8 protein-coding genes and 4 pseudogenes are annotated in these 11,857 nt (G+C 58.1%); 7 read left to right on the forward strand and 5 right to left on the reverse strand.

What is annotated here, in order from left to right; genetic code table 11:
• Positions 1-7 precede the first annotated feature (7 nt).
• The 3 genes from NKH78_RS25660 to NKH78_RS25670 form a co-directional block, all read right to left on the reverse strand.
• Positions 8-895, reverse strand: coding sequence for a MurR/RpiR family transcriptional regulator (locus tag NKH78_RS25660; RefSeq protein ID WP_352884606.1), 888 nt, complete (start codon positions 893-895; stop codon positions 8-10).
• Between the two features lie 106 nt (positions 896-1,001).
• Positions 1,002-1,691 (reverse strand): cysteine hydrolase family protein, encoded by a 690-nt coding sequence (locus tag NKH78_RS25665; RefSeq protein WP_502899844.1) that lies wholly within the window; start codon positions 1,689-1,691, stop codon positions 1,002-1,004.
• Positions 1,681-2,451 (reverse strand): N-formylglutamate amidohydrolase, encoded by a 771-nt coding sequence (locus tag NKH78_RS25670; RefSeq protein WP_352884608.1) that lies wholly within the window; start codon positions 2,449-2,451, stop codon positions 1,681-1,683. Before NKH78_RS25670 ends, NKH78_RS25665 begins: the two co-directional genes overlap by 11 nt.
• A gap of 350 nt (positions 2,452-2,801) precedes the next feature.
• Here NKH78_RS25670 and NKH78_RS25675 point away from each other — a divergent pair, with 350 nt between their 5' ends.
• The 7 genes and pseudogenes from NKH78_RS25675 to NKH78_RS25710 all read left to right on the forward strand — a co-directional run bounded on the left by NKH78_RS25675 (position 2,802) and on the right by NKH78_RS25710 (position 10,523).
• Positions 2,802-4,115, forward strand: a complete 1,314-nt coding sequence (locus NKH78_RS25675; protein ID WP_352884610.1) for a glutamine synthetase family protein — start codon at positions 2,802-2,804, stop codon at positions 4,113-4,115.
• Between the two features lie 32 nt (positions 4,116-4,147).
• The gene (locus NKH78_RS25680) at positions 4,148-5,227 is read left to right on the forward strand and encodes a GlxA family transcriptional regulator (protein ID WP_352884611.1); all 1,080 of its coding nucleotides are present in this window, start codon (positions 4,148-4,150) and stop codon (positions 5,225-5,227) included.
• Between the two features lie 43 nt (positions 5,228-5,270).
• A pseudogene (locus NKH78_RS25685) lies at positions 5,271-5,426 on the forward strand (arginase); the annotation flags it as partial.
• Positions 5,423-6,407 (forward strand): annotated as a pseudogene (ocd, locus tag NKH78_RS25690) (ornithine cyclodeaminase). The pseudogenes NKH78_RS25685 and ocd, both read left to right, overlap by 4 nt.
• 252 nt (positions 6,408-6,659) lie before the next feature.
• Positions 6,660-7,151 carry an Lrp/AsnC family transcriptional regulator gene (locus NKH78_RS25695; protein ID WP_352884612.1) on the forward strand — a complete coding sequence of 164 codons (492 nt, stop codon included), beginning with the start codon at positions 6,660-6,662 and terminating at the stop codon, positions 7,149-7,151.
• 134 nt (positions 7,152-7,285) lie between these two features.
• Positions 7,286-8,210, forward strand: a pseudogene (locus NKH78_RS25700) (aldehyde dehydrogenase family protein); the annotation flags it as partial.
• Positions 8,211-9,294: 1,084 nt separating this feature from the next.
• A pseudogene (locus NKH78_RS25710) lies at positions 9,295-10,523 on the forward strand (ATP-grasp domain-containing protein).
• Between the two features lie 89 nt (positions 10,524-10,612).
• Here NKH78_RS25710 and NKH78_RS25715 read toward each other — a convergent pair.
• Together NKH78_RS25715 and NKH78_RS25720 are read right to left on the reverse strand one after the other, a co-directional pair.
• Positions 10,613-11,467: an aspartate/glutamate racemase family protein gene (locus NKH78_RS25715; protein ID WP_352884613.1), complete on the reverse strand. Its 855-nt coding sequence runs from the start codon at positions 11,465-11,467 to the stop codon at positions 10,613-10,615.
• On the reverse strand, positions 11,464-11,856 hold the full coding sequence (locus NKH78_RS25720; protein ID WP_352884614.1) for a DUF4147 domain-containing protein: 393 nt from the start codon (positions 11,854-11,856) through the stop codon (positions 11,464-11,466). The genes NKH78_RS25715 and NKH78_RS25720 overlap by 4 nt, the downstream gene beginning before the upstream one ends.
• Position 11,857: the final 1 nt, after the last annotated feature.

An 11,857-nucleotide genomic window follows, 5' to 3' on the forward strand; every position in this document is an offset into this window, starting at 1 on the left:
CGCTTAGCTATGACTCCCGCGCTGGTTCTCTCTGATGCGAGACTGAAATCCTCAACGAGTCCCATTTCTTTATCCGCTGGCTTGCCTGGGACCAATTCGCTTCTGCGACCCAGGTTATCAGTGCCTCGATCAACGCGAACGCGGCAACATTGCTGTCAAATGCAGTCTCGTTCTCAATGTGCAGCGCGATGACTTCCGATGCATATTTCGAGATCGGCGACATCCATCGATCCGTTATCAGGATGATCTTCAGCCCACTGTTCTTTGAAGCTCTTTCGGCGAACTCCTCAAGAGACCGCTGGTACCTTCGAAAATCGACAAGGACTAACACATCCTTCTGCCGCATGCGCAGTATATACTCAGGCCACCAGTCGTCCTCAGACGATACTTGGTGAACACCGGCTCGGATCTGTTTCAAATGCCTAGATAAATACTGAGCGACGAGATCGCTGATGCGACCGCCCAATGTGAATATGTCCGATTTTGGATCAGAAAGAAGCGAGCCCACCCTTTCAAATTGGGCGGCCGTGATCGCTCCGGCGGATGCCTTTAGCAACTCGGTAGATTTTTGGATGAAGTTATCAAAAAACTCGTCCGTTATATCACTTTTGGTTGGCCTCAAATCAAGCGGAGACTTCTGCCCTTGTCTCAGCTCCTTGATAAGTTGTTGTTGGAACTCCTGCAGGCCCTGATAGCCGAGTTTACTCACGAAGCGCGAGATAGAGGGGGCAGAGACGTTTGATGAGGTGGCAATGACCTGGATTGGCTCAAGCCCGGCAAACGGATAATTTGACAGAATTAGCGCAGAAAGGCGCCGCTCTGTGGCGGTCAAAGAGCCTGCTGCTTTCCTTATCTGCTCCCTTACGGTTTCGCCGGGAACTGCGCTATCGGTCATGATCTCTCCAAAGCCGGCCACCCCGCAAACGCACTGCTGTTTTTAGTATGCGGGAGTGAGACTCGGCTAGCAAGTTCCAGCCCTGCGCCACTACAATGAGATGCTGCTAACCAGCACTGGGCGTTAGCGCCCCGGGGGCGTGTTCCACACCTTGTATTTCGGCAATGAGCTCTTGCGTCGTGATCTGACGACAATAGCCCTTGATCGCCCGTAGCGAGCTATCATGGCGTTCCTGGGTATAAGTCAGGCATGCATCTGTAACCTGTGTGACGAGATAGCCCAGGTCACAGGCGTCCCTGATCGCGCCCTCTACACACTGGTCGGTTACCAACCCCGCGAGTACGAGCTGTTTAACACCGAGATTGCGCAGTATGTAATCAATATTTGTGGAAATGAAGACCGAAGATGACGTCTTGGGCAGAACTATCTCATCACCCTGCACAGCTATCTGCTCGATTACCTTTCCGTCCCACGAGCCCTTCGGGACATGGAACCCGGTTATCTTGTAGTCGAGAGATCGGTCTCGACCATCGGCGGTCAAGCTCTCGATCGTTGTGTACATTACTTCAATGCGCGACTTCCTGAAGGCGGTTTGCAAAGCCTGCATGTTGGGAATGACCCGAGCCTCAAGCTCGCTGAAAAACCAGCCGTACTTTGCTGCAAAATCGGTTTTCGGAAGCCCAGAAAATTCGGCTCCGTCACGGTGAGCACTGAAATTTTGGACGTCGATAAAGAGTAAGGCCGATTGCTCCGGCACCAAGGGCACATTGCGAGTAAGGCTCATTTCAGTTCCCATCCAAATAGTCTTCGATAGACGATGCGACGATATCGGCCCAGCGCTTCTGGCCTTCAGGCGTCCTGAGATGATCATTTCGGATCTCAATCAGGCTGTTGTTCAAGCCACGTGTTTCGCAATGCCGCGGCACAAACCAATCCGTCGAGTCGTTGACCTGATAGGGCTCATTCATGCCCACGCTTAAATGCGGATACCTGCGTGTAACAGAATCTCTGAGGCGCGCTGACGTGTGTGTGTCAAGCCGGAAGAGGAAACCGATATCCCACGGGCGCCAAATGTTGTTCATGCGAGGCGTGAAGCTGTGAATCGATATCGCCACTGTGTGTCCGCCCTCATCCAGACGTCGACTAATCTCTGCGTGAAAAGGCTCGAAGATCTCGGCCACGCGAGCCGCGCGATCGGCAGAGTCGACTTTCTGATTGCCGGGTATTCTGATCCCATCGCTTACTGCAGGAATAGCATCGAACGCCTCCGGCGGTCTGTTGCAATCTATAACCAGGCGGCTATACGGCTGAAAGACAGCCACAGCATCTAGCCGCCGCGCCAAAAGCCGCGCTACTTCGGCTGCGCCAATGTCCCAGCCAACATGATCGTCCAGCACCTCGATAGAAACGCCCAGATTTCGGAGCGCGGCGGGGATCGCCTGACCAGCATGTTCACACACCAGGAGCACAGAACTTGAACCCTCGGGGTTCATGACCTCAAACGGGGCCGGATCGCCCTGCCCCAGCAATCGTAGCGTATCGTAACCCTGCTTCATGCCACTATCTGTCCTTCGAGAGAGCGATGGGCTTGGTGGACACCTGAGCCACCAAGCATTGAGATTTTTAATGACCCTGGGGCCAACTCTCTGAGGAATCCCCCGCCGCCCCGCTCCCACCGTTCGCCGTAAAAGAGGACGAGATTTCATTTTCAATGTCAATTCAGTATTTGTGATTGACAAAAAAATTTCATTCAGGTTCTCTGCGCTGAAGACGACATGGTCGTTTCGAGACAGGCGATTGCAGTGGTGGCATAAGGCCGCGGAGCACTGGCGAAAGTTATGGATGGTCTCGACTAATGTGAACCACGATCGCATTCCTGCTGGGCCCAACGTTTTGAAGGACACCAATGATTTCGAACCCCCTCATCTTCGCAGCTACGTCCGATATCGCTGGGAGAACACGTGGTAAAGCGTTTCCAGTTTCGGAACTGGATAAGCGCATGAAGCGTGGAATCGGCTGGACGCCGACGAATGTGATGATTACCTGTTTCGATGCGATCGCTCCAAGCCCCTTTGGCTCACTCGGCGATTTGCTTCTGATCCCTGATCCTGAGGCGCGCGTTGAGGTCGACTTCACAGACGGCGGCCAGATTGAGCGTTTCATGTTGGGGGATATCACCGACCTCGACGGCCGCCCATGGGATTATTGTACTCGCTCGCTTCTCAAAGCGGCACTTGAGCGGCTCCGATCTTGCGGCGGTATCCAGCTCGTGAGCGCTTTCGAGCATGAATTCCAGATGCTCGACACCAGTGAGGTCCTTCCCGACGCCTATAGTCTGCGTGGGTTTACTCGCCGGCGACAGTTCGGTGAGGCTTTAATGTCGGCTCTCGCCCTGGCCGGGCTGAAGCCCGATACCTTCATGAAGGAATTTGGGCCAAATCAGTACGAGGTTACCAATGGCCCTGCTCAAGGGCATCACTCTGCCGACCAAGCGGTAATTCTTCGGGAGCTGACCCGCATGGCGGCGCAACGCTGCGGTGAGCATGTGACGTTCGCACCGATATTAGACCCCGCCAGCGTCGGTAACGGCGTTCACATCCATATGAGCTTCCTGGATCAGAATGGCTCCCCGGCAACGTACGACGAGAAAGATCCGTTCGGCATGTCCCAAATTACCGGGTCATTCATTGCCGGCGTACTCAAATATCTCGACTCCATCGTTGCGCTGACCGCGCCGTCCGACATTTCCTATCTGCGATTGACGCCAAACCGCTGGAGCGCGGCATATAACAATCTTGGCTTCCGCGATCGCGAGGCTTCAGTCCGAATCTGTCCCACGACCTCCGCAGATCCCGAGAAGATCGCCATGCAATATAACTTTGAGTACCGTGCGGCCGATGCCGCCGCCTCCCCACATCTGGCCTTGGCATCGATTCTCCATGCAGGTGCCCAAGGCATCGAAGACGGGCTCCCCGCACCTCAGGTAACTCAGGAGAACTTATCCGTGCTGTCCGAGGCCGAGCTGTCTGGCCGCGGCTACAAGCGGCTCCCACAATCCCTGGAAGAGGCATTGCAGCGTTTTGAGCAGAACGACGTTGTAACGCGTTGGTTTCCGACCGGCTTTGCCTCGATTTATACCGCGCACAAGCGTGCCGAAATCGCGCATCTGGGCGATCGCGTCGTCAAAGAGCGCTGTTCCGCTTATTCAAAAGTGTACTGATAGCAACAAGGCACTTCGCGAAAGGCGTAGAGATGCTGAAGATGAAGGCAGCAGACCGTCTGTTCAGTCTCTATCTAGAGCCTGGCTTTTCACTACAGGCTTTTTCTTCTGCAGTCGAGGCCTTACGGCTCGCCAACGAAGTGCTCGAATCGGAGATTTACGCTTGGCGAGTTGTATCTGACGACGGACACCCTGTGAGATCGAGTTGTGGATCTACGATCTCGGTTGATACGTCGCTCAAGGAGGAACGCGGCCTCCTCGGCAAAACGGGCTGGTCCCCCTCAGTCGCCGTAATTTGCGGGGGTAGCCACCCACTTACCGCAAATCGCGCCCTGCATGGCTGGCTGCGCGAATGCCGGGCTAGGAAACTGTTTCTGGTCGGAATCGCGAGCGGGGTCTTTAGCATCGCCCAAACTGGTCTGGCAGATGGACGAAGATGTGCAGTGCACTGGGAACAGTTCCCGTCATTCGTCGAACAATTTCCAAGTGTCGCTGCTGTTCAAGCGGCTTATGAGATCGACGGCGACACGTACTCCTGCTCGGGTGGAGATGCTGCTTTCGACATGTTTGTGCAGTTTGTCAGAGAAGATCATGAGCCCCTTATCGCCAACCGGGTTTGCGAGAAGGCGGCCGCTATGAGGGTCCGCCAACCTGGAGATCGTCAGAGACTACCTCTGCATGCCGGTGCGGCCATTCACCATGACGGGCTGTTGAAGATCATCGAGCAGATGGAGAGGCATCTCGACGAGCCAGTAGCGCTCGAAGACGTGGCTGCCTCCAGCCGCTTGTCTCGGCGCCAAGTTGAGCGGATCTTTTCGAAACAAATAGGACGTTCGCCTGCCAAATATTATCTCGAGATGAGACTTGAGCGCGCTCATTTGCTTATCTTGAACTCGCAACTCCCAATCGTCGAGATCGCGATGGCCTGTGGTTTCGTCTCGGCCTCCCACTTTTCAAAGGCATATCGTGACAATTATGGACTGGCTCCACGCGAGGCTCGCTCGGAAGCCGTAGAACGCCGGCGGAGCGGGCACGGACTGTTCGCTGCGGCCGCTCCCGCACCATTGCCGAAGGCGAGGTCATCAATCGGGGAAATGGTGCATGCAAAGTGATTCACGTTCCGGAAACTAGCCCGGAGGCAGCAGCTAGTGATCAGACAGCGGCCTGGTTTCGAGCCTCGACCTGGTCGAGCTGGACCCCTTCCTCGACGAGCGCGGCCGCACGGCGACCCTGATGGTCGACCTCACCGCCAGCCTGATGGGCCGCCGCATCATGGACCGCCCGACCCGCCATTCCGGAAGGATTGCATGACCCAGCCTTCCCGCCTTGCCATCGTCCCCTTCGTCAACGTCGACCGCATGATGAAGCTTGTTCTGACCATCGGCGTCGAGCGGTTCCTCACTGAACTCGCCGCCTATATCGAGGAGGATTTTCGTCGCTGGGAGCTGTTCGACAAAACGCCGCGCATCGCCTCGCACAGCCCTGACTGCGTTATCGAGCTGATGCCGACCAGCGACGGCCACCTCTACGGCTTCAAATACGTCAACGGCCACCCGAAGAACATGCGCGAGGGCCGCCAGACGGTCACCGCCTTCGGCGTGCTGGCCGATGTCGGCTCCGGCTATCCGATGCTCCTGACCGAAATGACGATCCTGACGGCGCTACGCACGGCGGCCACCTCCGCCGTCGCGGCCAAATATCTGGCGCCGAAGGGCTCGCGCGCCATGGCCATCATCGGCAACGGCGCCCAGTCGGAATTCCAGGCCATCGCCTTCAAGGCGCTTCTCGGCATCCAGCGGCTGCGGCTCTACGACATCGACCGCTCGGCCTCGGAGAAATGCGCGCGCAACCTCGCCAGCAAGGGTTTCGACATCACCATCTGCGCGACCGGGCAAGATGCGGTGGAAGGCGTCGACATCATCACCACCGTTACCGCCGACAAGCAATGCGCCACCATCCTAACCGACAACATGGTCGGTTCCGGCGTTCACATCAACGCGGTCGGCGGCGACTGCCCCGGCAAGACCGAGCTGCCATCGCGACATCCTTCTGCGCTCCGACATCTTCGTCGAGTTTCCACCGCAGACGCGTATCGAAGGCGAGATCCAGCAGCTCGCCCCCGACCACCCGGTGACGGAGCTGTGGGAGGTGATGACCGTCAAGGCGCGCTATGTCCGCGACCAGCTCCAGGCCACCGGCCTCTATGAGGAGCTCGACCTGCTCGCCGACCCCGACGAACCGCGCGACCTGTTCGGCATGCTGCTCAGGGCCGCCATGCATCCGGCGGCTTGAGGGAACCCGCCCAAGGCGTCTGGTCTTACTGTCCCCGGCCAGTCGGCAGGACACCTTCAATCAAGTATTCTCTATCAAACAATCCACAAGGCGTTGTTGGTCAATACTGGTCGCGCTAATTGTTTATAACCTCGGGCTTGAAGCGGATCTAAACCAAGGTCTGCACTTTGATCGCCCCTCTCAAACTACAAACTTGTGGCAAACAGACTGGCCTCACGACCCGATCGCGGTACTAGGAAAAAGTGGACGGTGATGACTGCTGCGAAACTCGACGCGATCGACCTCAAAATCGTAGACGCCATACAGCGCGACGGGCGTATCACCAAGCTGGCGCTGGCCGACAAGGTCGGCCTGTCGCCGACCCCTTGCTGGATGCGGCTGCGCAAGCTGGAAAAGGCCGGTATCATTTCGGGCTATCACGCCAGGATCGCCATGCGTTTGATCGCCCCGATTGCCACCGTGCTGATGGAGGTGAGCCTGACGAGCCACCGGCAGGCCGATTTCGACCGCTTCGAACGAACCATCCGCGACCTATCCGAGATCGTCGCCTGCTGGTCGGTGGGCGGCGGCGTCGACTATGTGCTCAAGGTGATGGCGCACGATATCGACGCCTATCAGCGGCTGGTCGACGCCTTGCTCGAGCGCGAGATCGGCATCGACCGCTACTTCACCTACATCGTCACTAAGACGGTGAAGGACGAGACCGTTTTGCCGCTGGCCGACCTGTTGCCGCCGCAATTGTAACGGGACCCTTGTAGAATTCCTCTTTCCCGGGGGCGCGCAATAGAGAGACTGTCTCTGCGGCTGGCATCCAAACAGGCTCTCCGTCTGCCTATTGCGAAATAGTTCCCGTATCAGTTCGATCCGGAGCCTCGATCATGTCCGCGCACCTGGGCCGCCCGCACCGCCATGAGGAGCTCGACCGCCTCGCCGCCGACCGTCGATTGCTGCGCGAGCTTGCCTATGTCGACGGCCATTCGACGGTGAACGAGGCTGCCGAAAGCTTCGAGGTCACCGATCCGGCGACTGGCGTCACGGTTGCCTTCGTCGCCGCGCTCGACGCCGGTCCGACGACGAAAGCGATTGAGCGACGCGGCTTCGCGCGCCTTTCCGGCCTAGCGAGCCCTGCTGCCGCAGGAGCGCTCCAGGATATTGCGAAAATGGTTCGAGCTGGTCCTCGCCGCCAAGGACGATCTGGCGCTGCTGATGACGCTGGAACAGGGCAGGCCGCTAAAGGAATCGCTTGGCGAGATCGACTACGCCGCTTCCTTTGTCGAATGGTACGGAGGACGCAAAGCGCCTCAACGCCGAGAGCGTCACCAGCCATCTGCCTGGCGCCGAGATGATGGTGCGGCGCGAGACGCTCGGCGTCGTCGGCCTCGTCACGCCGTGGAATTTTCCTGCCGCGATGCTCACCCGCAAGGCCGCCGCAGCGCTTGCCGCCGGCTGCACCATCGTCGCGCACCCGTCGTCGGAGACTCCGCTGTCGGCGCTGGCGCTGGCCGAGCTTGGCGAGTGCGCTGGCCTGGCCGCGGGCGTCTTCAACGTCATCACTGGCATGCCCGCGCCATGTCGACGAATGTGCGAGGAACCCGCGTTCGCGCCATGAGCTTCACCGGCTCGGTCGAAATCGGCCGGCTGGTCGCCGCGCAGAGCGCGCCGATGATGAAGCGGCTGGTGATGGAGCTCGGCTGCCACGCGCCGCTGATCGTGTTCGACGATGCCGATGTCGACGAAGCGGTGAGCATCGCCATCGATGCTAAGTTCGCCACCTCCGGCCAGGACTGCCTTGCCGCCAACCGCAGCTTGTCCGGCAGTCGAGAAGCCAACGGCGCGCCTCCGGCAATGCCATCGTTGCAGAAAGCAGTTCGTCCAAGGAGTGAACCAAGACGCCACGATCACGTAGGGCCTCCACGAACATGTCGTGCTCCTTTCCGGCGCGTTCCATCCAAGGCACGTCGTCGAAAAGAAGCCCTTGCAGTTCCGCGGCGTGAGGCGGTGGAGGCTAAGGCCTGGCCGGTGCACCAGTACTTCTCGCAGCCGGGCGACCTCGGAATGCACACCCAAGCTCCTCATGGGGTTGCGTCGCCCTCAGAGTGGCTGTGGGCGCAGGCCCTGTCTCGTTGACCGCAAGGCAATCGCGCCAGGTGGGCGGTCATGGGATCGGCCGGAGCGAAGGCGCTCCCCCCGCTCGCGTCCCCACCCAAAGTTGCAAGAAGGATGCATCGGCGATTGAGGACATCCCACATTGGGACGTAAGCAAAACGCACATCGTCCGGCGTCGCCGACGAGCCGCAGAATAACGACCCGCAGGCATCGGATTTGGCAGTCGCCTGCAACTGTTGGAAGCATCTCGTGGCGGCGAAGCCCTCAGGCCAATCATCGGTACAGACATCGAACGGGCCCTCCTCTTGGCCAAACGTCACCGTCTAAACAGCAAGAGCGATGCCAAGCGAAAAAGCGATGGAATTTCAATATTTCCGCCTTTCCGTTACGGCCAAAATTTTGTCGGGCGTTTGACAATCCAATTGAGTTGCCAGAGGCACGATGTCTTCGCACAGAGGTGTCATCCGCCAGAATTTGATGCACGTTCCGCTCCGCCGCCTGTGGGCGACCAGGTCTTGCTCGGCGGCTGTCGGCGCGGGCAGTCGGAAGCGTAGCTCGCCGCTGCCCGACTGGATCGGCTCCCATGTGCGCATGTTCCAACCTGACCAGCAACTCGCCAAGTCTAAGTTTGCGACAAAACCTTCAAACTCATTTTACAGAACCTTTACGGCCGGAAATCACTGACAATGGTACGTTCGCCACCAAGTCAGTTACGGCCAAAACTGATTACCGTTTACGCTCGGACCGTCGCACAGCACGCAGCACGGGGTCACAAGAGCCAATGGCAAGACGAGCGCTCATCTTGGTTGAAGGCCATGCGATGGATACCGGGCTGCTGTACGTCCAAGCGGCCCAGCGTCTTGGCCTTCATCCAATTGTCGTATCGGCTGAGTCAGCTCAGTGCGATTATCTCGCGACTGTAGGGATCGAGGCGATCCGCGTCGATACAGAAGATCTGGGGGCGCTGATCCGCGAATGTTCCCAGTTAAGTACGACCTATGACATTGCTGGCATTACGAGCGCCGAGGAGTCTTTGTATGCGACAGTTGGGAAGCTTTGTCGGTATTTTGATCTGTCAGGACCGAACCCGCATCGATTGAACAATGCTGCCACAAGTTCGCTCATCGTCAACTCCTCGCGCGGGCTGGGGTTTCTGTGCCTGCATATCGCTTAGCAGAGAATGCGAGGGACGTAGAAACCGCTGCCCTAGATATCGGCCTGCCGGTGATTCTTAAGCCAGCCGTCGGCACTTGCAGCATTGGTGTTCGATTGTGCCGCGACGACGATGAGTTGGCCGAACATACGACCTATTTGTTGGGTGGCGACCACATATGGCATTCCTCGCCGAGGATGCTGATCGAGGAATTCGCAATAGGCCCCCAATATACCGCTCACATAATGGGAAATGAGGTCATTGGAAGTACCGCCGCTGACTTCGGCCCGCCACCGCATTTTTTCTATCGTGAGTTTGCCTTTCCGGCCTTGCTGACTGACGACGAGCATGAGCGTATCGCTGACGTTTCGCTGAGATGTTTGCGAGCTCTCGGGCTTGGCTGGGGGCCAACGAGTATTGAACTCCGTTGGACGGAACGTGGCCCGGTCGTTATTGAAGTCAATCCGCGTCTTGCTGGCGCGCCGGATCCTCAACTGGTCCAACTGGCTTACGGTGTCGATCTCGTCACCGAGCATCTCAAGCTTGTCATCGGCGACCAATGGAATTTGCGTAAAAGGCAGTCGCAGACTGCGGCCGTCCGGTTCTTAGTTCCTGATAGTGATGGCATCCTCGATTGGATCGATGGCCACAGTCGGGCGGCGGCCCTATCAGGCGTCGCCGAGGTCAAATTGTATGTTGAATCCAAGACACCGATCGTCAGGAAAGGCGATTACCGAGATACGATCGCACATGTCATTGCGGCTTCACAGGGGCTTGCTCAAACCGAGGCGATACTTCAGCGTGCGGTCGACTTAATCGATTGGTCGATCACACCATTCCCGAACCGACCTTCGTAGAATAAGAAGAGCTGCTTGCAGCAACCGCACGATCGCGACCCCACCGCCTGAGCAACCTGGACGCACACGTCCGCGGAACCGGCAGCCGTTCAAACGTGGCCATAGTGCTCGCGATGAACGACGACTGAAAAGGCGTAGTCGAGCAGGGTACTCCAAGAGAAGACAGGCAACCTCACTTCATGTTGCACAGAGCGTGCGAACGACTGAAGACCTGTGCAACTGAAAATCAGTGCGCCCAGGTCGGGGTTCTTGGAGACGAAGTCTTTACACGCATTAACGAACTCGGCTTCGGCGCGTTCGAAACTGGCGGTCGGGACCGCCGGCCGCTTGCCTGCGCTCCACAAATTCTCGAATTCCGAGCACGAATAGTCCTCGCATGCGCCCATGAACGCAAGGTTTGACTCTGGATGGATTCCGACACTGAGGAGATGGTGCTCGGTCAACTGACGAACAAAGGCACAAACGATCCCAACTCGTTTCGTGCTTTCGATTAGCCGCTGCGCCAGAGGCACCTGCAAAAGGCTCGACATAAACACGGGCACCGATACTTCGGCCGCCACTTCTTTCTGGAAAAACGCGAAGTTACCGCACTCAGCAGAGATGGCTCGGCACCCCATACGTTCGAGCCGACGTGCGGCCTGCAGTATGGGCTTTAGGCAAGCGGACTTATCTACCTGAAAAACGAGTCGGTCGATATCAACACCTTCGACTACGTCATATTGGATCGGAAATGGATACGCACTTGCGTTCCGCACATCACCGGGAAAGCCAGGGTATACCTCGTCGAGAAGCATGATCCCAAGACCCATACCACAAGCGTATGTGCCCGGTTGGGCACGAATGACGTCGATCCCAAAGTCGCGGTTTCCGTTGAGCGCGATCTTGTCGACGAGCTCAATGCCTGACGGCGGAGCACACATTAGAGCCGAGCCGCCGCCGCTCACCAAAAAACGAGAACCAGATCGCCGTGTTGCGCGCGCGAAACCGCGCGTTCGGTCGCGGCTGCGCCCGCAATGCTGCCTTTATCGGGTATCGGGTGTCCGCCGGCAATCACCTCGACACCATAGACCGGTTCAACATTCTCGCGGTTCGTCAGCGCAATGGCTGTCGCCAGCCTGTCCCGGGCAAAGGGCATGGCGGCCCGCGCCATCGGACAGGCTGCCTTGCCGAATGCGACCAGAATGATCCACGACGCCTGCTCGAGCGTGGCACTGCGTTCGACAAGTGCCGCCGCCACCGCTTGCTCGGGATTGGCCGCGGCCACGCCCTCGCGAAACAGCGCCACCGCTTCCTGCCGAAGAGACTTGAGCAGGCTGCCGGATTGGGTGATCACT

The sequence above is a fragment of the Mesorhizobium sp. M0910 genome, from assembly GCF_040319465.1.
Lineage (GTDB): Bacteria > Pseudomonadota > Alphaproteobacteria > Rhizobiales > Rhizobiaceae > Mesorhizobium.

Bases quoted from the DNA above. Each gene is read 5' to 3' on its own strand.
- NKH78_RS25660 (WP_352884606.1), bottom strand. From the start codon at position 895: ATGACCGATAGCGCAGTTCCCGGCGAAACCGTAAGGGAGCAGATAAGG.
- NKH78_RS25665 (WP_502899844.1), bottom strand. From the start codon at position 1,691: ATGGGAACTGAAATGAGCCTTACTCGCAATGTGCCCTTGGTGCCGGAG.
- NKH78_RS25670 (WP_352884608.1), bottom strand. From the start codon at position 2,451: ATGAAGCAGGGTTACGATACGCTACGATTGCTGGGGCAGGGCGATCCG.
- NKH78_RS25675 (WP_352884610.1), top strand. From the start codon at position 2,802: ATGATTTCGAACCCCCTCATCTTCGCAGCTACGTCCGATATCGCTGGG.
- NKH78_RS25680 (WP_352884611.1), top strand. From the start codon at position 4,148: ATGCTGAAGATGAAGGCAGCAGACCGTCTGTTCAGTCTCTATCTAGAG.
- NKH78_RS25695 (WP_352884612.1), top strand. From the start codon at position 6,660: ATGACTGCTGCGAAACTCGACGCGATCGACCTCAAAATCGTAGACGCC.